The following is a 23,839-nucleotide window of genomic DNA, read 5'->3' as shown; positions in this document are numbered from 1 at the left end:
AAGTAAAGGTAGACGCGGTGGATGGGCAGGGGTGATCTTTGTCTCTGCTGTTGCCGTGGTGGCTGCCGCCCGCGGTTCTAGAAGTTGTTGCCGGGCATTTCCCGGAGGCGCGGGAAGATGCAATGCGTCGCGAGGCCGACGAGTTGTCGGCGAAGGCGGAGCGGCTTCGCCGGGGGGCGGAGTTTCTTTCGAGCAGGGCTGATGGGCGGCGGCTGGGGTTCGGTGGGGTCGGTGGTGCTCAGTTCGAGGGGGCGTGCCGGGATACGGCGGCGGAGTGCAATCTCCAGGCCGATCGGTTGGACGCGCAGGCCGAACAGTTGTATGAGGGGGCGAATGCGTTCGAGGTCCAGAAGTGGACGGTGATCGGGTTCGCGGTGATTCTGGCGTGGACGTTGATCCATGCGGCGATCATGTTCGCGTATGGGGGTGCGCTCGAGGCGTATGTCCAGACGATGCGGACGCGGACGGCCTGCGGGATCGCTTCGCGGAAGTTGTTGGAGTATTTCGCGGGGATGAGTGCGCGGGCGGCCGCGGAGCGGGGGGTTTTGGCGCTGTCGGTGAAGGCGGCGGGTTTCGGTGCTGCGCAGGGTGGCGGGATCAATCTGGCTGTGCAGCTCAAGCAGGTCGGGTATGAGCAGCGGGGGGAGGTGGCTTGGAAGGATGTGAAGGTCGCGGCGGTTGCCGGTGGTTTCGGTGGCGCCGCGGGTGTGGTGGCGGGTAAGTGGGTGGGGGATCGGTGGGTGGTTCCGGCGACTCTTGCGCGTGCCGACCTTGCCGACACGATGGGGAAGCGGGTGGGCATCCAGCTGGGTGGGGCGCTGTTGACCGGTGGTGCGGGTGGGTTGGTGGGTGGCATCGTGGGTACAGGGGTGGCGGTGAAGATGTCGGGGGAGAAATTCACGCTGGAGGCCTTTACGGAGTCTTTGGTGCCCGCGGTGGCGGGAGGGTTTCTGGGGGCGGCGGGTCACAGTCTGGCGAGTATGCGGGCGGCGGCACCGCCTGTTGTGTCGGGTGCGGACGCGCCGGAAATCGCTGGGGTGTCGCGGGGTTCGGACGCCGACTCCGGGGTGGGTGATGCCGGTCGGCCGCTGTCGGAGGCGCTGGTCGCGCATGGTCCGTTGCGGGGCGTGGATCCGGACGCGGTGCCCAAGTCTCATCGGCAGAAGCTCAACGAGTTGTTGTCGGGGTTGTTGCGGGATGTCGATACCGATGTCCGGCAGGTCAATTCGGTGGATTGGCGGCCGGGTGGTATCTCGCTGCCGGAGAACGTGAGTCCGGTGAAGGTGGATTCGCTGGCGCCGCGTGCGGGCTCCTCCCCGGCGGCCGAGGGCCGTGACGCGGGCGCGGGAATCGAACCGGGACAGTCGGTACGTCCGGGTGCGGATCCCGAGCCTGCTCGCGTCGACAGCGGCGGGGGTCCGGTCGCGCAGCCGGCGGGAGAACTGCATGCTCGTCTGCTGCAGCGGCTGGCCCGGGAGGAATCGGTCGGCGAGTTGTCGGCGGTCGCACCGGGCGAGCCGGCGGTGTTGCCCGGTGGGCGTGGTGATATCGCCGAGGGATCGGTCGCGAAGCCGGAGAAGCCGACCGGTGTGGTGGCCGCTGAGGTGAACACCTCGGGTGGGCGTGATGTTCGCGCTGGGTCGCTGCAGCCCGAGGCTGGCGGCCGGCCTGTATCGGCGGGCGGGGACGACGCGGGGGTCGTGGCCGGTAGGTCTGCGGGCTCGCCGGAGAATCCGGTCACCGCAGGGAAACCCGAGGCCGGTTCCGTGCGTCCTGCCGCCGCCGGGGACGAAGCGGTTGTCGCTGCCGGTAGGTCTGCGGAGTCGCCGGAGGCTACGGCAACGCCGCGGCAGCCCGGGGTGGACGGTGTGGTGGCCAGGGAGCCTGCCGCGGGGGCGGTGAAGGCGCCCGGTGGGACCGATTCACCGGCGTCCGTGCGCTCCACTCCCGAAGCAACGCCGGCCAAGGCATCCGGGGAGACGAAGCCGCCGGTGAACAGGGCGGATGCGGTCGGTAAACCGCTGGGATATCCGGATAGAGCGGTTTCGGCCGATGCGTCCGGCGCGGCGTTCAAACCGCCGGTGGTGAAACCGGAACCGCAGGGAGGCGATATCGCGGGAGATGCCGCGGTGAAGCCGTCCGGGGAGACGCCGGCGAAATCGTCTGTATCTGCCGAGGAGTCCGCACGGGCCGCCGAAGACGGTGGTTCCGCGAGGTTGGACGCCGAGTCCGTCGATGATCCCGGTGTGGGGACGGGAGACCGGGATTCGTGGTCTGGTGAGGGGCAGGACGGGCCGGCGGCCGAGGAGGGCTCGATGGGGGCCGATCTCGCGGCGAAGTACTTGCGGGAGGCGCACGAGGTTCTTGCCCGGCATGCGGCGACGGATTGGAGTTTGGTGTCGCCGGAGGGTTTCGACTGGATGATCCGGCAGAGCAGGGATGGGCACGAGTCGGCGGCGGCGATGGTGGAGATCATCCGTCGGGGTGACCCGAAGCATCGGGTGTTGCGGTGGACCCAGGTGATGGCGGTGTTGGTCGCCCGGGACGGCGGCGTGGGGAATATGCAGGCGGGGGAGGGCAAGACTTTGGTGTTCCTGGCGGCGGCGGCGTTGAAGTCGGCTCAGGGGGGCCCGGTGAAGGTGATCACGACCCGGGATGTGCTGGCCAATGAGGCGTTCGCGGAGTACAACGCTATTTTGGGTGAGTACGGGTTCGATATCGTGCGGATGAATCCCGATTCCCCGTATCGCGATCCGGTGGAGGGCCGGCCGACGATTTATATCGGGACGATGAACGATGCGGGGTTCGGTGAGCTTCGAGGGAATGTGGCCCCGGCGCGCCGGAACGGAATCGATGAGATCGATGAGGCGTTGGTGTTCGCCGATACGACGTTCGTGTTGTCGGAAGGTTCGGGAAACCCGGCCGCGGTAGAGGTGGAGGCGGCGGTGGCGGATGCGCATGCTTTTCTCACCGATGCCCGGAAAGCGGGGTTGTTGACCGAGTTCGATTTCGGGCGTGAGCCGGGCAGGGTCGGTGGTGGCACCGAGTTGAGCGACGCCGGCCAGGCGAAGATCGAGGAGATACTCGGCCGGCCCCTCACCGACGAGGAAACGAATCGGTTGACAATGGCCGCGGCGGCGGAGTTCGAGTATGTCGAGAACGATCATTACGTCGTGTGGCACCATCCGGAGCTGGGGCCGGAGCATGTGGTCGGTGCGGACGGTGTGCGGATCGTGAATCCGGATTCGCACAAGATCTATATCATCGATCAGACGTCGCACAAGGTGATGTTCGATGCCGAGACCTCCACCGAGAGCCGTTGGAACGGTGGGCTGGCACAGGCGGTGGAGGCCAAGCACGGTATCCAGATCCGCGACGATCCGGCCAGTTCGGCCTCGATCACCGCGGGGGAGATGTTCTCGGCGGACAAGAGTGATGAGATGTTCGGCTTCTCCGGTACGGCCGACACTGTCGCGGGCGAGTTGTCGAGTAAATACGGTGCGCAGGTAGTCGATATTCCGCGGTTCAAGGAATTGCAGTTGAAGATCGCCGATGATTATGTCGCTGTCGGTCGAGAAGGCGTGATCAGCCACCAGGATGCGAAATTGTCGGCGATGGCGTCCAGTATCGCCGAGCGGCAACCTTCGGGTATTCCGCAGTTGGCGGTCTGTAACCGGAACAGTGAGGTGGCCCGGCTGTCGGCGTTACTGGACGAGGCGGGGGTGGAGCACATCGCGGTCGACGCGAAATTCTTTCTGCGTCACGGGGTGGACGCCGAAGCGAAGTTGCAGCAGATCTTCGAGGAGGCCGGTCAGCGGGGCAAGGTACTGGTGATCAACCGGCAGGGGGGCCGGGGGGTGGATATCCCGGTGGCTGCGGATGTAAACGCCGACGGAGGTCTGCACGTGTTGATCTCGGGGCGTTCGGCGGAGTCGCGGGCGGTGGATATCCAGGTCGAGAACCGTACTGCGCGTAGTGGCGGGAATGGAAGCGCGCAGTATTTCACCGCTGTCGATGACGCACTCTACGCCGATGCGCCCGAGGCGCAGATCTCGATCATCCGGTACGCCCAGCATCAGGATGCGCTGGCCGAGCATCGTGCCGCCCTGGCCGAGCACGCGACCGCGCCCAGCCGGGAGACACAGGAGAAACTCGCGCAGACCCTGAACAAGGTCGAGGTCACCGAACGCCATCTGGCGGCGGCCAACGCCGATATCCGGGCACTGGCCGAGAAATTGCAACCCGTCGGTGTCCGCACGGCCGACACCCACGACCCCGCGACCGCGCACCTGCCCAACGCGCCACCGGCCACCACCGACACCTTCGGCCCGGTGTCCCCCGCAACTGCCCAAACCGCGCAGCCCCCACCGGCCCCCACCACCGGCAACCAACCGGCCACCGGAGAGGCGGTCGGCACACCCCCCACCGACCCGAGCGTCACGCCTGCGTCCACACCGGGCGCGACGAACACGGTCGCGCCGCAAAACGCCGTCCCGCTCGTGCAAACCCCACCGGTCACCGTCCCCGGAACCTCCACGGAGACAACCGGACCAACGGACACGACGACCGCCACGGGTACGGCTGCTCCCACGGACACGTCCACTCCGACGGGTACAACCGCCGCCGCGGATACGCCTGCTGCCGTGGATACGACTACCGAGGACAGGGTCGCCGAGGATTCGACCACGCCGCCTGTGACGGGTCCACAGCGATCAGTTCACGAGTCCGCCGAGTACCCCGCCGAACTATCGGCGGCACGGCGCGGTGACCAGGCAGCCGCCAGATCGCTGGTCGACAACCACTGGTCCGAGACCCTCGACCACGCCATCACCACGCTCGGGTTGGACTCGACCACCGCCCCGTCGGGGGTGATGCGGCAACTGGCGCACGCTCTGACCTTCGCCGGGTTCCGGGCCGCGATACAGGACGGCTGGTCGGTTCCGCCCGAGCAGAGCCTCCAGGACTGGTTGCGGGAGAAGACCGATAACGCGTTGCTCGACGGGCTCGGACAGTTCGACGCGGCCGGACGCCGACTCGCGGCGAGCGCGCTCCAGGCTCCGCCCCAGCAACAGCTGACCGGTGAACAGCTCGACGCGCTGGAACAGCTCATCCGAGCGGTCCACGCCGGATATCGCGCGAACGCAGCCGAGGAAACCGGCGAGCCGACCGCAGACGTGCCGGAGCCGGCGCCGGCACCTGTCGCAGAAGCTGCTGCCACCCGCGCCCCTGCCGAAACCAGCGACCCGACCGGGATCAGCGCATCCGCCCGTTCGACGCCGGTCGATTCGGCCGCGCCCGGTGTCGTGGGGTCTGCAGCTGCCGCCGACAACCCGGTGCCCGGTGGAGCCGAGAATATCCCGGTGCCGGTGGGTACCGTCGCGGCGTCTCCCGATTCGGCCGCGCCGCCGAAGATGGATCCGAATACCGCACGGGATCTGCGGGCGTTGCAGCGGGGCGTTGTATCCGCCTACAAGAAGCTCGAAGGCGTCACCGACGCCGATCCTGTGGTCGCGGCGCTCGCCGCGGCCCCGGTGGAGCTTTTCGGGCGGTTCGTCGACGGCCTGTATCCGAGCCAGGCAACGGCACTCACACTCCGGCTCCGGCAGGGACTCAGCGAGGCGCAAACCGCCTACGTGCACAACGCTCGCACTCCCGGCGACCAGCACTGGACCGCCGCGACCGTCGCTGCCCTCGCCGCCGGTGGACTACGTCGCCTGGCCCGCTCGATCGCCACCGACCACGGCGTCCCCGGAATCGGCGCACCACTGACCGCCACCGAACTCGCGGTCCTCGATTCCACGGCTCAGGGTTTGTCCCGTGCGGCGATCGCCGAGCGCTCGAGTATGCCGCGGCGGACAGTGGCGGCGATCGACAGGCGGACAGCGCGGAAACTCGGCGTGGCCAACCGGGCCGCCGCTGTCGCCGAAGCGACTCGCCGCGGGGAACTCGATCCCGCCGCGTTTCCGATGCCGGAAAACCCTGCGACAGCCCAGTTGTCCGAGCGCGAGACCGCAGTGCTGGCACTCACCGCGAAAGGCTGCACACCCGCGGCCATCGCCGCGATCCTGTCGCTGGAGACGGCAGAGGTGCACACGCACCTCCGTGAAATCGGCCGCGTTCTCGGGACCTACATACCCGCCGCCATGGTCGCGGTGGGAATCCGGGCGGGGATGCTGCAGGTCGATGGAACCCAGTGGTCGAAGTGGGACCGGGCCGCCGGTGAGACCACAGCGGACGGTGTGGATTCGGATCCCCGCGCGGTGGTCACCGCGGACGGTGCCAGTGGTAGGGCGGCACCGGTCGACCCGGCCGCGCTCGGGCGGACCGCCGGCGACGATTCGACACTGTCCCGCGCCCGAGCAGGTGACAAGGCAGCGGAACAGGCACTGAACACGCGGTACGGGCGTGAGAACATCCAGCGCACGGTGGCCATGCTGGGGTGGGAGCCGGGACGGGGGACCCCGCCGGTCCAACTGACCCGGTTGGCGCATGCGATCCATTTCCGTGTCATGACATTCGCCGCCGGCAATCGGTGGCCGGTGCCGGCGGGGCGAGACGTGGCGGACTGGTTGTTCGAGGTAGCCCAGAACACATTGTTCGAATGCCTCGATCGCGCGAAGGTTCACGACCGCCGGCTGATCGGCGCCACGATCACCGAGTTACACCGCGGTGGCGGACCGACCCATGAGCAGCTCGCCGCGATCCAGCGGCTCACGGCGGTGGCGACGCAGGATGCCCACGCCACCGCAACCGACGCGCCGGATACCGCTGTCATATCCCCCGTGACGGCGGCGCCGGTTCGGCCGAGTCGATACTCGAGAGGGGACGGGGCATACCAAGAGCCTGGGGTCGGCGCGATGGTCGGCGGCTTCGACCCGGCGTTGGTCACCGCGATCAACCCCGACGACCCTATCGGCTCGCACACCGTCATCGGCCGCGGGAAGGTGGCACCGGAACGTGGCCCGGTCGAGGTGACCCTACCCAGACCCGTCGAGTTCGCCACCGTCAACGAATGGCTCGCGGAGTATCGCGATGCCGTGGGGCTGAGTCAGAGTGACTTCGGCGGAGAGGCGGTCAGCAAATCCGTCGTATCGCTCATCGAGAGCGGCCGGCGGAATCCGACCCGGAATACTCTACTGAAACTCATCGAAGCCAACCGTATTCCGGACCGGCTCGCTCGTGAGGCGCTGATACATTTCTACGATGGCGAGGGGCTCGCGCAGTTCGATCCCGGATACGAGTTCCGACCGCACCCGCGTGACTACGATCCGGCCGATCCGCATGCTGCGAACAAATGGCTGGCAGATCTACGGCATTATCTCGGTCGTGGCCGATCGGAGTTCGGCGGCGAGGTGGATCCGACGACGATCGGGAGGATCGAACTCGAGACGAGGAATGTGACACCCGGCGTTATTCGTGAGGTCTGTATCGCGAATGGGATACCGGCGTCACTCGCACGCGCGGCCCTGCTGCGGTTCTTCGACGGTGCAGGGCTCGCCTGGTTCGATCCCCAGGGAACACGCAGACCTCATCCCGGGGAATTCGATATCGAAGATCCGTACGCGGTGAACAAGTGGCTGGCGGCGCTCCGGCGCTATCTGGGCAAGACCTTGGAAGACTTCGCCGGACCGATCACTCCGAGCCTGGTCAAGCATTTCGAGCGCGAGCGGCGCAACCCGAGGGCTGTGACGCTGCGCGATCTGTGCGCGGCCAACGATATCCCGGACGAGTTCGTCCGATCGGCACTGCGTTCGTTCTACGACGGTGAGGGGCTCGCCCACTACGACCCCGGCGGGGAATACCTGCCCCGGCCGACGGCGATCGATCCCGCGGAACCCTTCGCGGTGAACAGGTGGCTGGCCGCGTTGCGCCGCTATCTCGGTGTCACCCAGGAGGAATTCGCGGGGCCGTTCAGCAATGTGACAATCCGTGCGTCGGAGTCTTTCCGGAGCAACCCGACGGCCGCCACTGTCCGGGATCTTTGCGCCGTTAACGGTATCGCCGACGATATCGCCCGTGAGGCGAACGTCTGGTTCTTCGACCGTAAGGGAATGGCGTGGTACGACCCCGATCGCGTCCATCCACCGAGTCCCACCTCGTACTCGGACGTCAATGCGTGGCTTCTGAGTTGGCGCCGCTACCTCGGGCGCAGCCAGGAGGAGTACTCCGGCCGTCTCAGCGTGGGGGCGGTCAAGCACTCCGAACGCGGCCGCACCGTGCGGCCGCGATTGACGTCGTTGCGGAAGCTGCGGGAAGCCAACGGTATTCCGCAACATTTCCTCGTCGCCGCTGTCGAACGCTTCTACCGGCGTGAAGGGGTGGAGGAGGCCGAACCCGAAGAGCAGGAACTGTTCTGGCGGTTCCACGCCACGCGTGTCGGATCAGCCGAAGAGAAGGCGCTGCGGGACCAGATCTTCGCCCGCTACGCCTGGGTCGCCGATGCGGTGGGCCGCAAGATGGCAAGGCGCACCGACGATGCGCATGCACGAGACGAGCTGGCCCAGGTGTGCCGGATCTCGATCATGTCGGCAATCGCCGAACACATACCCACCGGTGTATTCGCACCGCATGCCTGGGCAGCTGCTGTGCAGGGTGCCCTCTCCGCCCGGTACCTTGCCGCTTATCCGGGATTGAATCGTTCGGAGCGCGAACTCGTCGTCAGCGTACGTCGTGAGCTCGGTATCCAAGCATCGCGCCTGCAGATGGACGAGGACCGTCTGCCGAGTTCCGTTCTCGCCGAGGCCCTCGACGTTCCCGTTTCCGAGGTCGATTGGGCGCGGCAGATAATAAAGGGAACTGCCTCGATCGATCGGGAACTCGTCGACGGCGGCAGCACTCTGGCGGATCTCGTCGGCGACGACAATGCGCAGAGCGCCTTCGAAATCTTCGAACTTCGCGAGGATCTGAAGAACGCACTGGCCGGCGTAGCCGACAACACCACCGTGTGGAATCTGGTCCAGCTACATCTCGTCGATCGAGATCCGCTGGAGGAGGCCGCGGCGCATGTAGGTCTGTCCACAGCCGCTGCCGGTGAGATCCTCGCCCGCATCACTGCGGCTCTGCCGGATCTGCTCCCCGCAACGCCCGATGAGCGCCGCTCCGGAACGGCCGAGCCGGTGCTGCACGCGCCGGACGAGCGGTTGCTCCAGCGTACGTGGCTGAGCCGGTACTTCGATCGCACGCAACAAGAGCTGGCGGCATTGGCGGCGGCCCATGCGCCTCTCCGCGAAGCTGTGGTCATCCCGCTCGACGAGACACCTGCCGCGGCGATGCGTCGGTTCGAGTCGGCGTGGACGACCGCTCGCGACAGTGGCATCTCCGCCGCGCGTCTCGAGAACTTCCGGCGGGCGATGGAGAACTATGCAGCGACCTTCCGGCAGATCGACCGAGGTGATGTCACGGCAACCCGGGAGATGCGACGCGCACTCCACCGCGCGACCCGGCGGGATCACGACGCAGACACCGTGGCCCGCACTGCTCTATCCCGGCGAACCGATTGCGTAGGCCGGGTAGCCTTGCTGGTGAACGCCTACTACCGGGCCACCTCGGATGTCGCGCAGGCAATGGCGGTGCCCGAGGACACGCTCGAAGACGGCGCCCCCGGCCCGGCGCTCTCCTGGCTCGCGCGAGGACACTTCGAGGACTTCGGTGACGGCCGAGACGGGTTACAAGCTGTCGCTGCCCGGCTCGTGGAGCGCGGCTGGGGCGCGGGGATGATCGTCGAAGAGGTGTATGCGGATGGCCGGAGCGGCCATGCCCTGTTCGCCGTCAACGACCACGGGACGATCTGGCTGTTCGATCCCGACCTGCCCGACGTGGCTCCGGTACGGTTGCATCCGGATCGGCTCACCGTATCCGGTGACGTGGCGTACTACCGGGGCATCGAGCTGAGCGCGTCGGGTGCGGCCACCAACCGGATCAACACCGAACCGGACGAGCACGACACCGGCGGGTCCGGCGTGCGGCGCGGCGAATCCGTGACGCTGTACGGCCGCGAGCGGTCGTCCCGTCCGATCGCCGAGGGCCGGACCGACTCTCCTGGCTCGGCCGGGGACCCTACCTCGGGAATGAGGTCGGGCCTGCTGTCCCCGGGCGAGGCGCATATCGTGCGGCTGGTCGCCGGTCTGGCGAAGGGGACTCACAGGTCACCCGCACGCTCGCTGGCCGCGCTGCTCGGACTCACCCCGGAACAAGCCAACCGGATGCTGCTGCAACTCCACTCGAGGGTCGAGGGGGTCGCCGATGCGCGGGTCGTGTCCGCGACGGAGCCGGGCCGATCCTCGGAGCATCTCCGGCTCCTGCCCGCACAGGTAGATATCGCGGCGTTGCTGGCCGGGGAATTGCTCGGCGGTGCTCCCGAGGACATGACAGTGGTGTCGCCCGACACACTCCAGGCCTTCCGTGCTCAGGTCGAGAACCGGGCCGGCGCCGCCCTGCGGCCTCCCGAGGCAGAAGTCCTGCGCCTGTTCATGCTGGGCCACTCCGCGAAGACGGCCGCGGCGCACTTGGATCTTTCCACGAAGACGATCGGGCGACGATTCGCTCGTGCCGAACAGGAACTCGGCACCAGCGGGGTGATTCCCACGGTTCTGGCCGCGGTGCGTGCAGGTGTCCTCGCCGACGACGGTGAACGCCGGGGCGACGTGGAACTCTCCGAGATCGAAAGACGCGTTCTGGGGGCCGTCGCCGAGGGCTGGTCGAACGAGACGATCAGTACCCGACTGGAACTGGGGCACTGGCACCGGCGACGGCTCATGGCAGAGCTGTACGAGAAGTTCGATGTCGACAACAACCTGGATCTGGCACTGGCGGCCCAGCGGCAAGGCCTGTTCGGTCACACCGGGCCGGCGTTCGTGCACTCCCGCATCGACGCTCCTTCCGATAGGCCGGAGCGACTGGGGGAACGTCCGCTCTCCGCGAGCCAGCGGGCTGTCCTGGGCGGAATCGTCGAGGGCCTGACGAACGCGGAGATCGCCGACCGGCTGAAGATCTCCGAAGGCGCGGTCAAGGCTCAGGTCAAGCGAATCTACGACAAGCTCGGAGTCACCGATCGCGAGCAGCTGGTGGGAGCCGACAGTGCTGTGGTGGCCGGGCTGGCGGGGCAGGCGGATACACGCAGGCTGTCGACGGTCGAACTCGCTGTTCTCCGGCTCATCATCCAAGGGATGACGAATCCTGTTATCGCACACAGATTGGACATTCCGGGATCCACAGTCACGTTCTATGTGAAACGTATCTGCGACAAGCTGGGTGTGACCGAGCGTGACAGCCTGGTCGGCAATATCGGAGCTTTTCTCGCCGAAATGGTGCAGCGGGCCACCGGTCCACTCTCCGTGCGCCAGCTCACTGTGCTCCGCCTGATCGCCCAGGGCCGGACGAATACGGAAATCGCCCGGCTGTTCCACGTCGACGAGGAGACGATCAAGACCTACGTCCGCAGAATTCGCCAGAAACTCGATATGGCGCAGCGCGACGATCTGGTCGCCGCGTCCGTGCGCACTTCTCGGCCGAGTGCGGACACCGAGTTCACTGCCGCGATATCGGAGGTCGCCGACGACCAGTTCCTCGGCCTACGACGGGGGTTGGTGCTCAGCTATCTCGTCGGCAATCGTATGGTCGCTCCGGATTCGGCGGAAGCACTCGACCGGGCCACCGATGGTGAGTTGGTGGACCGAATCCTCGAGCACCACGACGACTCCGAACTGGTCGATATCGCGCTCGCCCTGGCGAGCGCGGACAAGTCCACCATTTTCCGCGCCGCGGTCGGGTTGGATTCGGTTCAACGACAGCGGGTGAACCGCGCTGTCGCGTCGGTCCGGGCAGGCGGGCGTCCGGACGCACTGAAACTCAGCGCGGTCAACAAGCTCGCCCAGGAAACGGTCGGTCTCTTGTTTCCGGTTCCGGTCGCCGTGGCTTCCGATGATGACCTCTCCACTTCGGAACTGGATGTCCTGGAGTTGCTCGCGGCGAGCAGGTCGAACGGCGAGATAGCGACAAGCCTCGACACGACCGAGGATGCCGTGAAACGGCATGTGTCGAGCATTCTGCAGAAGTTGGATGCCGTCGACAGGACCAGTGCAGTCGTTCAGGCATTGCGCGGTCGTATCCTCCGGTTGGAAGATCTGCCGGAATCGGATCCATCCCGCGCGCGACCGCTGAACGACCGGGAGGATCGCATCCTGGTCCTGCTGGCTGTATACGACACCTACGAGGACATCGCAACAGCCACAGGACTGTCGGTATCCACAGTCTCGGCAGCAGTCCAGAACATCGTTCGTGCTTTCGGCGCGCGCAATCAGACCGAGGCTTTGATCCGGGCCCTGCACGGCCGATATCTCCATCTGGACGAAATTCCGATGACGGAGGCCGTCGCCACCCGCGAACTGTCCCGGACCGAGCTCGCGGCCCTGGCGCGGGTCGCGGCCGGCGAGTCGGTCGACGGCGTCGGGGAAATCGTCCGCGCACTGGGTGCGGGCAGCCGGACCGAGGCGGTGGTCCGGGCGTTGCGGATGTCCCTTCTCGATCTCGACACCGTGCCGTTGTCGGACCATCCCGTCCGGCTCTCCGATCGCGAAACGGAGATACTGCCGCTGGTTGCCCTGGGGTGGGCGAACGGTGCTATAGCGGAGTCTCTCGGGATATCCGCCGAAACCGTCAAATCCACTCTGGCACTGCTTTACCGGAAGCTGGGGGTGGGCGACCGCACCGGCGCCGTCCTCGAGTCGCTGCGCCGTGGTGCCCTCGATCTGGACGGGATCCCGTTCGCCGCACAGAACACAACCGGAACACCTCGCTCCAGGACCGAATCGAAGCATCCGGGAGCCGGGGCCCCCGGCGGGATCCCGGGACCGGTGACAGGCTTCGACGGTGCGGGCGTGGTCGACGCGTTCGGCAATCGGAACCGCCGCGGGACGCGAGCCACTCATGTACCGGGGGACGCTCCGATGGGTGTGCCGGCATCGGGTGAAACGGACACCGATTCCGGTAGCAGCCGGGCCTCCACATCCGCGACCTCGCAGGGTACTCCGTGGAGCACCGCGGCGGTGCCGGACGACTCGGGGCCACCGAACCCGGCTTTCGATCCCCGCCTCGCAGCCTCACCGTGGACCCGCGACCCGGACCAGGAGAGCGCACCGCACCCGCAGGGCATGATCGCCGGGAACTCGGCCGAGCACGGTGGCGGGGAAGCCCCGCCGGTATCGGCCGGCGCACCCGCGCTCACACCCTGGAGCGGCGGCCGGTCCAGCTCCCGGAGCGATGAGCAGCAGCAGGCCCTGCCGGAAGTGCTCCTGCGCGACGTGCTGGCACGGCGCGGTATCGACAGCCTGGAATCGCTTCTGAACCCGGTGCCCGGCGCGGACCGGGTCGCGGCCGCGCGGCTGCGCGGGCAGGTGGTTGCCGAGCTGATCGAGGAGGCGGCTCGACGGGGCGTCCACGACGAACTGCGGGCGCGATACCCGAGTCTGTTCGGGGTGATCGGCGAGCTGGGGCACAATCTGCAGCAGCTTCGCGTCGAATGCCAGGTGGCCGGGGCGGCACCACACTCGACCCGGGCCGAGTTCGAGGCGGCGGGACGGCTGATCGACGGTATCCACGCCCTCGAAGTCGCCATGACGACTGCCCACAGGTACCGGTCGGCAGCCAGGGTGAAGTTCGCGGATCTCAATCGCGAACTCGGCTTCCCGGTAACCGGACCGGAGGCGGTGCAGCAGCTGCGTGATCGGCTCGCCGCGGTGGACGGTACCGATCCGCGGTCGGCCGCCGGACTACGGAAGCTGATCGAGTTGGCCGAAAACCATGCCCGGCGGCAGCAAGGGCTCGGCCGGCTGGATCTGCACGCAACGGGTCTCGAAGCGCTGGCCGCCGAGTGCCGTGCCGCGAGGAACGAACTCGCCCGGGACACCGCCCGTCGCGCCGAGCGACTCGACGCCGCCGCGGCGGCGATCGAGACCCGGACCGCCGAACTCCGCGAGCTCGAACAACGACTGCTCGCGGGATTGGCCGAAGCGTCCAGGATCGCCACCGGGACAGGCGCCGAGCTGTCCGAGGCGCCCGCCGGCGCGACCGACGGTATCCGGGTGGTGCGCAATGGTGCACCGGCCCGGGTCGTCACCACGATCGCCGACGCGGAGGGGATGGCCGGATACCAGCGGCCCCACTCACTGGAGGGACTCGACGATCAATGCGGGCGCGCCGCGTTGGCCGCCAACGCGGCACGGACCGGGCGCGATGCCGGGGAGATCGAGCCCGCGGTACCCGGTGAGGGGACGCTGTCCAGTTATATCGAAGCGCGTACGGAGCGACCGGGTCGGCCGGTCAAGGCACATCAGGTGCGCACTATGCGGGCGGCCTTCGACGAGCTGCACTCTTGGGCTGCCATGGCGGAGAGCCGGCAGCCCGGCGCCGGTCACGGCAAATCGATCTTCGTGCTGACCGCGGGCACCGAGGGACTCGGGCATATGGTCGAGCTGGTGTCGGTCGTGGACAACGGCACGATCCGCATCGATTGCTGGGATGCGGGGCACGACAGTATCCAGCAGAATTTCCGCCCCGCCGCCGAACCGGCCGGGCAGAAGATGATCGCGCTGTGGGTGGACGAGCACGGCTTCTCGGTCGACCCGCCGGAGGAGCTGGTACCACGGCCGGTGGAACGCGGCGAGGACATCGCCGTCGCCACATCCGATACCGGCGACGCGGCAGCGCGTGCGCGGCAGATAGCGCTGGCATTGGCGCGCGCGGGAATCGACGATATCGAACAGATGGTGCACCGCGACGGCGAGACGGCGGCGGACGCGCGTGCCCGAGGCCGGCGCAATGCCCAGCTGTGGGACTGGGCCGGCGATGGGCTACGCACGGTACTGGAAGAGGAGTATCCCGCGATCCTCGGTGAAGCCGCGGGTATTCCGCGCGCCAAGCGCAGCGAGTTGAACGAGCTCGAGTTGTGGCGTGAGTTCGATGACCTGCGGTCTCGTGAAGGCGCTCTCGACGAGGCCGATTACCAGCGGCTGCGGGAACTGGAGGCGATCGGCGCCCTGCGCGACGAGGGCAGGGCCCGGGCGAAGGCGATGGGCGTACCTTTCTACCTGCTGTCGTTCCCGCGTGGTACGGGGCTCGGTGGAGCCGTCGGCAGTCTCCTGTTCGCCTACGGCGACGACACCGTGCCCGAGAGTGAGATCTGGCACCCGATCGTCCGCAGCGGTGTCCCGGAGGAATGGACTGAACTGGTGCGCGCCGGCGCCGACTTCGCCGAGCTCGAGCACCGGCCCGGCCGTGTGACGACCACGCTCGTGTTGCACTCCTACGGCGACGGCGAATCGCGCAACGCCCGGGAGGCGCGGGCCGGAAACGACCTCGCGGCGTGGGTGGCCGCCGAAGCCGGGGCACGGGAGGTGTGGGCGTCCCACGGCGAATCGCCGCGGGTCGAACTGGTGTGCCGCAGCAATACGAACCGGGGCACGCAGATCTGGCAGGAGGTGGCGGACCGTCTCCAGGGCGACGGCCTGGATCTGGCGCAGGTCACCCGGGGCGAAACCGACGACGATATCGTGCGCCGCGCCCAGCACTGGGTCGCGGACCTGCCGGATACACCCGCGCTGCTCGCCCGTTCGGTCGCGCCCGCCCAGCATTTCGTCCTCGGTGCGGACCCGCGCACCGCGGACAAGGTAGTGGTCGTGGTCGGGGCGGAGGCCACCACGGCGTCGCTGCGGATGGGTTTGCGCCGAGCAGTGGATGCCTACGCGGGTGAACTCGGTGACGGTCGAACGGTCGCCGTGGTGTTGTGGCAGGGCGACATGGCGCGGTCGCTGGCCGCCGAGCTCGCCGAGCTGGCGGCGCATCGGGAGAACGCTACCGACCCGGAGCGCAGAATCCGGCTCGTCGCCGACCGGCCGGGCTGGGGCCTGATCCAGTCCATTGCCACCGATGCGCAGCTGAAACCGCACCGGAAGGCTTTCACGAACCTGCCCCGCACCAAACCGGCGCCGCAGGGTCGGCTGTTCACGCCCACGGGACGCTTCGCGGACTGGGCGGTGGCGAAAATCTCGGGTTCGTTGCCGGTCAGGCAACCCCGAGGCCGGAGGGACCGCGATCCGGCGACGGCAGCGGTCCCGGTAGCTGTCGAGCCCCGGCTGGGGGAGCTGGATACGGCGCGACGGTTGGCGCGTACGACGCGAGCAGACGTGCACGACAAGCTGAAGGAGATAGCTACTCACGAGGGCATGACGGTGGCGGACCTGTCGGCACGCCGAGATGAGCTGGTCGACGAGCGAGCGTACGCACAGCAGCGCCTGATCGAGAAGATCGTGGAGCACGAGAGATTTTCGCCGCCCGACGAGAGTGCCTTGCTGCGCGTTCATGCCGATGATGTGCTGGCGCGGGATGACGCACCCACCGATCTCCGGGATGAAGCAGAAAGATTCGCCTGGTACTACGACGCGATCGAACTGATCGACGCCGTGCCCTATCTCGACGATCGAATCGATCGAATCGATCGGCTGGAAGCCGCGCTCTTCCGCGCCCACGCGCTCGGTGCGCACGATGAATCGGCAGCCGGATATCTTGCGCGGTTGCAGTCGCACCTGTCGAAGCTCGAGCAGGCGGCTATCGCGATATACCGGAATGAGTTGGAGCGGGTCCGGGAGCACGACGGTCAGAACTCGATCGCCGCGCTTTTGGCCGACCCGCATCGGCAGTCGCTGGACGATTCATTCCGTAATGAGCTGGCCGAGGCACTGAGCGTCGTTGCCGCGATCCGGGCTCTCGACGGCGCCGCGGCGCCGCCGCTGATCGGCGAGGCGCTGCATGCTCTGGGCGACAGGGACGCCGACCGGCGCCGCGAGCTGCACACGATGCGGGACAGTGCCGCCGAATCGCCTGCCCTGATCACCCAGGCCCTGGCATCGCAACGGGAGCAACGCCGCCGGTCCGCGGAAGAACTGGCGGCGCAGATCGGTACGGCACCCGCGCTCCTCACCCCGGCTCGGGTCCGCCGGATCGCCGAGGTGCTCGAGCGCCAACGAGTCCAGGACGCGCGCGCCCGGGCGGCCGCGAAATGCCGGACCCTGGATGTCGAGATCGAGTCCTCGGAAGACGTGCTGGCGGTGACCACGCGGATGCTGGGGATCGATCGCCTGCGTGCGGCACTGTTCCAGGCACAAGCACACCTGTCCGTTCTGGCGGGCCGGCTCGTCGCCGCGCAGGATGAGCACCGGCAACTTCTCGACGATTACACGTTCGGATTCGGCGCCGGTCTCGTCGACACCGAACAGGTGCGTGAGCAGCTGCGCCGGGCGGAACAATGGCGGGGAGGCCGATACGAACACGAAGGGTATCTGAAGGTCCGCGCCGCGTTGCATGAGCTGCTCGGCCTGGCCGGGCAACGGGAACTGCGGCAATGGCAGATCGGGCGCCTGCAGGACCTCGGGTACCGGCTCGACACACTGGCGGCGGAGCGAACCCGCGTGCTGGACGAACGTGCGACGGTGGAAGAGCGAATCGAGGCGCAGACCGAGCTGGACTTCGGCTGGCTGAGTGACGACACCGGGCGCGGTGCTCAGTTGCGCAGATTCCAGGCGGGTCAGCGGGCAGCGCTGGCCGCGATGATCGGTCCGGATTCGCTGGCCGAGCACGAGCTGACCGCAGCGGAGCTGACCGCCGAACAGATCTCGATGATCACGCTCTCGCGCGCCGACCTTTTCGCCGATGCGGTGTTCCACGACCGGGTCGCCGAGCTCCGGCGGCTGGAGCAGCTGATCGCCGATGTCGCCGAATTCGATCTGCTGACAACACAGCTCGAGCGGATCGACGCGGGACTGGCGAAGGGCCTCGCCGCCGATGTCGACGCCGTGTTCGCGGCGACCGTCGCGCCCGATCGAGCCGAGGCCGGCGCCGAACCCGCGATCAGCACTGTCGAACATCTGTGGCAGCCGGCGCAGCGAAACTGTTTCGTGCAGTCCGGGCTGGGCGTGTACGAGGCCGCGGGCGGTGCCGCGCCGGCGAAACTACGCGGACATGTGACCGGGTCTGCCGGAGTCCTCGCCAGGAAGTCGTTCGATCTGCTCGGCGCCGACCCTCGCGAAGGCGGTTACCGCAACCTCGACGAGGTCGCCGAGCATGTGGAACAGACCGGCGACGCAGTACTGGTGGTACTGGGATTCCAGGGTTTCACCGACGCCTCCCGGCCCGGTTCGCATGCGGTACACGCATTCTGGGAGGGCGAGTTCGAGATCCGCGCGGACGGTACCAGGGTTCCGGTGCCCGGTGCCGGTGAAGTAGTGGTGATCGACAACGGTGAGCGCTTCGCGTTCACGGAGTGGGCCGCGGCGCAGACGGGGATACGCAGCGTATCCGGATGGGAGATCATGCAGGGCGGCACACCACGCCGCCCACTGGTCGACGGGAAGTCCCGGGCCGTAGCCGGATTGGATTACGACAATGTCGGCATCGCGGGCCGCCTGACATCGCGTGCGAACAACGCCGGCCGGGATCCGGGTTCCGGCGATGTCCCCGGGGCGGGAGCGAGATACGGCCCCGGCGCAGCGCTTCTCGGCGAGACACCCGGGAGCGCCGCAGCACAAGGTTTCGAGACATACCTGCTGAGAATGGTCGGGCTGGCGGCGGAAGCGCAGCCGCAGGGGAAAACGGGTGTCCCGGACGAGCGGAAGGCAGCAGCGGCGTCGTCGGAGGAGGACGGACGCGCCGGTAAGAGGGCGGATGCAGCGCGGCAAACAGCGCCCCGTAGCGAGAACCAGACCTTGTTGCTGGTGGAGGCGGTGGCGGCCCGGGAACGGGAGCTATTGGAGCAATGCCGGATTCCGCTGACGCGCATCGCTTCGCCGACGGATATGGAGGTTTTCGACCGCTACTTCCTGCGTGGTCAGCCGGTCGATCAGGTGGCCTCGGCGTTGCGGCGAAGCGAGACCACGGTCGGCCGGGCCCGCGATCGGCTGGCGCGTCTGGTCATGGAGCTTCTGCCCGCTGATCTTCCGGACCGGTACACGGCCGGTGGTGTACTGCGCCGGACCACCCACGACCATGTGGCCCGCGAAGCCGGTGTCACACGGCCGACCGTCGCGAGGATACTCGGCGGCAAGGAAACTCCGGCCGACCGCGGGGTGCGCGACAGAGTCCTGGCCGCGGCGCGGAAGCTGGGGCATCAGCCGGTTCGCTCCGGTGTGATCCTCGAATCCACCGGCGGCCGGACCGGCTCACCTGACGCACCGGTCCCGGTGGTGGGTGAGTCGCAGCAGGCCGCTGTTGCCACGCGGCGGCGCAGTGTCGCGCTACCGGTGGTGCGCGCCGCATCACGCACCCGGCTACAGCAGGTCGTTCCGAAACTTCCGGAAACGGATCGGGAAGTCGCCACCAGGCTGTTCGTGGAGAACTGGCCGGTTCGCGAAGTGGCTGAACTGCTGGGCCGCTCCCCGGGTTCGGTCGCTGAGCATCGGCACCGGATCGCGGTCCGGCTGGCTGCCTTGCTCACCGGCGGAGAGCTGCGTCTCGGTACCGAAGCAGTGGCAGTGATCCGGGAGATCGCGACCGAATGCCCCGAGGCGCTGGAACCGTTGACGTCACAACTGTCCGCGCCGATGCGCGATAGGTACACGCGGTACTTCGTGGACCGGCATGACGCCAGGGCAACAGCAGTATCGGAAGAGGGCGGCAACGAATCGGCCGTAGACCAATGGGCGCGTACGCTGGCCGAGGAATGGGTGGGCAGGCTTCCGGCCGATCTCGTCCGGAATCCGGCGCGGGTGGGGCCGAAGTGGCGCGCCCTCCCGTGGGAGCGGTTGCGCGAAGTGGCGCGGGCCCGGATAGCGGCTTCGGCAGTAACCGAATCGCTGGTGTCGATGCTGACCGCCGAGGCGGTGGGGCGCGCGCAGCGCGGCGTCGGAGTGCTGGCCGACGATGCCGATACCGAACACTGGATCGCCGCGCTGGCCGACGACGTGGTCCGGGACGCGCAGCGGTTCGCAGAACACAATCGCTTCCGGCGGGCTCTGCAGCAGGCGGCCGAGGCAGCGGACCGAGAAGTATTGGCACGTGCCAACGACCTCGAGTTCCGCCGGGCATTCGCCGAGCTTCCCGAGCACTGGCAGGAATCGGTCACCGCCCGGTACGTGGGCGAGGCCACGGCGCGGCCGGGTGGACGAACAACAGACGCGCCGAGCCGGACGTCCGCCGACGTCACCACCGGTGCCGTGCTCCGGCGGCTGGTCGTCGCGCTCGGCGGCTCGGAGGCGATCGCGACGCGTCTGGTGGCCGAAGCGGCGACCCGGGATCGAGCGCTGCTGGCGGATCATGCGTCTCGACTGCTCTCCCAGGCCGAGTACGACCTCTTCGAGCAGCACATCCTCGCGCCCGGAACCCGAGTTCCGGATCGCGTGCAGGACTCGGCTGTGCAGCGGATCAGTGTGCGGATCGCCCGTGAGCTCGCTCCCCGACTGTTGTCGGACTATCTACGCGCGGGAGTCTTCGACGAGGCCGTGCCGGTGGCGCCTGTCGATGCCGCCCATCGCAACGAGATCTGTGCGCGTCGTCTCGTACGCGTTCTGCAGGCGCTCGGTAACGCCTCCGAGCTCGATCTGGACGAGAACAATCCCGCCTGGCACGCCACCGACAACTGGCGAATCCTGGAGGACAAGATCGTCGCCGACCTCGTCGATCTGAATTCGCTACCCATCACGGATCACCCGCCGCATCCCGATGATCCGGACGATCCCCTGGCCCAGGTCGCCGCCACCCTGCGCGCCAGTGGCAAGGACGGCGATACCGCGGTGGTCGTGGTGGACGACGGGGACACGTCCCACGGATACCTCCTCACCGTGATCGCCGGAACGCTGTACGTGCACGACACGGCAATCGATACGCCCACCCCGGGCAGTATGCCGCGCATCCGCCTCTACCACCGAGATCATTGGCAGCCCGCCTACAGTCGCCGGCAGATCGAGCGCGGCACTGTGTTCGTCGCCTACTTCGACGACAAAGGCGGCGAACTGGGCGCCCGGGATGTCCGTGATCCGGCGCACGAGAACGCGGCACATCCCGGCCGGACGATCACCCGGACGGGTACCACCGGGCCGGAGTCCGGCGGAGTCTCGGCCGAGCAGGCCACGCGGGCCCAGCAGTTGTATGCCGAGTACAGCAAACCGGTCCTGGCTCAGGTGGTACCCCGGTCGCGCGGGGACCGGGAACTGGTCCGGACGGTGCTGCGGGATACCTTCCTGCGCTTGGCCGGTGAGACCGGTGAGCAGGACGGCCCAGCGGTGGATCTTCCCGGCCGGGCGGTGGACATCGCGCTGGAAGCACTCGAATACGAGCAGTTCCAGCGTGGTTTCGACGAGTTCCGGCAGCGGATGTGGTCGGCTGCGAAGACCGACAGGATCCGTACCGCGCTGGCGGCGGCCACCAAGGACCAGATGTGGCAGGCAGTCACCGAGCTACCTGTTGCCTGGCGGCAGGCGACCCTGCTGCGATACCTGACCGGAATGGACCTCCCCGCCGTCGTCGAAGTGATGGAACGCGACGGCCGCCTGGTCGAGGCAATGCTGCGCGACTCCCTGCGGCAGATGTCGGCGAGACTTGCCGAACAGATGGACGATGCGGCCGGCTCGCCGGTGCCGCAGCAGCGGCAACCGAAGGTGCGGCAGCCCACCTTGGCCGATATCGCTCGTGCGGCCGGGGTCAGCATCTCCACGGTTCACTTCGCGGTCAACGAGCGCAAAATCCCCAACATTTCGAAGGAGACCAGTGAGCGTGTCCGGCGGATAGCGGTGGAGATGGGTTATCCGGTCGGCAAGAAAGTCGACCGGGCGCCCGAGGTTCGCCGGGCGAATACGCTGGTGGACCAGTCCGAAGCGACCGGGGTGAATCTCAGCACACTGAGTCGTGCGCGCTCGGGCCTGCCGATCAGCGAGAAGACCCGGCAGCGGCTGGCAGAAACTCCGGGCGACGGCGCAGCCGACAAGCCACGGGTCACTCTGGCCGAGGTGGCGCAGCGGGCCGGTACCAGTGTGACCACCGCCAGCCGGGTGCTGCGTAACGAGCCCCAACCTGCGGGCGTGACGAAACGGGTGATGGCAGCGATTGCCGAACTCGGCTATGCGGCCAGTGTCTACACGCGTCGTGCGGCGGAGCCCGCACCGCCGGCCCGGTGGAGTCCGCCACGCCGCGGCGGTGGTCGCGACAGCAGCCCGGGTTTCCGCGGTGTCGACGCATTCGAGGAGCCCCGCGACTCGCGGGAAGATCTGGGGCTGCCGGCCCGTAGACGCCGCGTATCGGGTCCGAGGTACGGACCGGAAGTCTTCTTCGCCCGCGACCCGAGAATCCCCCGGGGCCTCGGTGCGCGCGCGGATGAGCAGGCGTCGGGGGCCGGCGGCGCGAGAACGACGCAGTCGGCCTGGCAGATTCGTTCGGGCACCGAGGATCCGGCGGGATCAGCAGTCGACGCGTCCGCGCCTACCGGGGGCAGTCCGGCGTCGCGGAACAAGCCCGGTCCGCGGAAGCCGACCGGCCGTGAGATCGAAGTGCTGACCCTGGTGGCAGAGGGCCGAACCGACCGGGAAATCGCCACGGAAATCGGTACTTCCACGAGCACCGTGCAGCGGCACCTGAGCAATATCCGGCGCAATTTCGGTCCCGGGACACCACGAGCGGAACTTCCGGCCCTCGTGGTTCGGGTCACCGGTCTCGCACCGGAGGAACTCACCCGGAAGTCACCGGCCGGTCCCATAACGCCGGGTCGGGACGGTTCGCCCGCGCCTCGACCGGCGCCCCGCTTATCGGCGCGTGAAGCCGCGATACTGCGAATGCTGTTGGGGGACAGGAACTCCACGGAGATTGCGGCCGAGCTGGGTAGTACACCGTCGACGGTCCGTACGCACACCCGCCGAATCCTGCGCAAACTGGGGGTTCGCGAACGCGCCGAGCTCGCGGCCGCCGCCGCGGCGACCGGTATCGATCCGACCGGGCCGGGCGAGCCGCGCGGCACCGTCTCCCCGCTCGCCGCGGTGGCGCCCTCGCACGACCGCGGACAGACACCGTCCGGCGCGGCCGGCCGGGCCGGGGTCGGTGCGCCGCCGGCACCACCCACCATCGGAGACGTAACGGGAGGCCGCGGCCGGTCGGCGACAGGAACAGTGGCGCCCGGCCGCTCGGTTTCCGGACAATCCGCCGGCGTCGCGGAAGTCCGGGGCGGAACATCCGGAGACCGGACGGCGGAGGAGCTGGCCGTCGCGCGCGCCGAGCTGAGCGCCTTGCTGGGAGTCGACCCGGCACACCTGCGCTGGCCGAATCTGGTGCGTGATGTCTTCGGCCAGGCCGAGATGATGCTGTCGTTCCTGCCTGCGGACGAGTGGCCCTCCGTTGCCACGCCGCGCCGGCTGGCCGAGCTGCGCAAAAGGCTCGCATCCGGTCTCGTGATCGGTTCGCGTATCAACGCGTTGCAGGAAGTATCGCGGCGCTTCGAGATCGGTGCCTGGCGTGCCGAGGCTCAGCAATGGCAGTCGGTCTGGGACGGATTGGCCGAATTGCTGAATTTCCATCAGGTGGTGGATGCCGACGATCTCGCACATCCGCTGCGCCGGCTGGGCGAGCTGGCCGGCGATTCCGAGCTCGTCGCGCTGGCCGATGCCGCCGACCGGGTGATACGGCTGACCGAATCGCTCGATGGCGCCGATCGAGCGGACCTCGATTCCGCTGCCCGGCGGCTCGATCGAGCTCTCGGCGAATTCACCGATTTCCGGGCCCGGGCCGCCGGCCTCACCCAGGAGGATCTGCGTTCGGCTCAACAGCTACCCGGTGTGGACCAGCGACAGGAGTCCGCACGGGCGCTGATATCGCT

Annotated in this window: 1 protein-coding gene (cut by a window edge); it reads left to right on the top strand. The window is 68.0% G+C overall.

What is annotated here, in order from left to right:
* Nucleotides 1-122: 122 nt before the first annotated feature.
* Nucleotides 123-23,839, top strand: partial view of a LuxR C-terminal-related transcriptional regulator gene (locus NF4_RS11675; protein ID WP_063127270.1) — the 5' end (the start) only. 26,773 nt of this gene lie beyond the right edge of the window; the window shows 23,717 of its 50,490 coding nt (coding positions 1-23,717); it begins with the start codon at nt 123-125; the stop codon falls past the right edge of the window.

The sequence above is a fragment of the Nocardia fusca NBRC 14340 genome, assembly GCF_001618425.1.
GTDB lineage: Bacteria > Actinomycetota > Actinomycetes > Mycobacteriales > Mycobacteriaceae > Nocardia > Nocardia fusca.
Note: the sequence above shows the minus strand (reverse complement) of the source record. Positions and strands in the feature narration are given on the sequence as shown.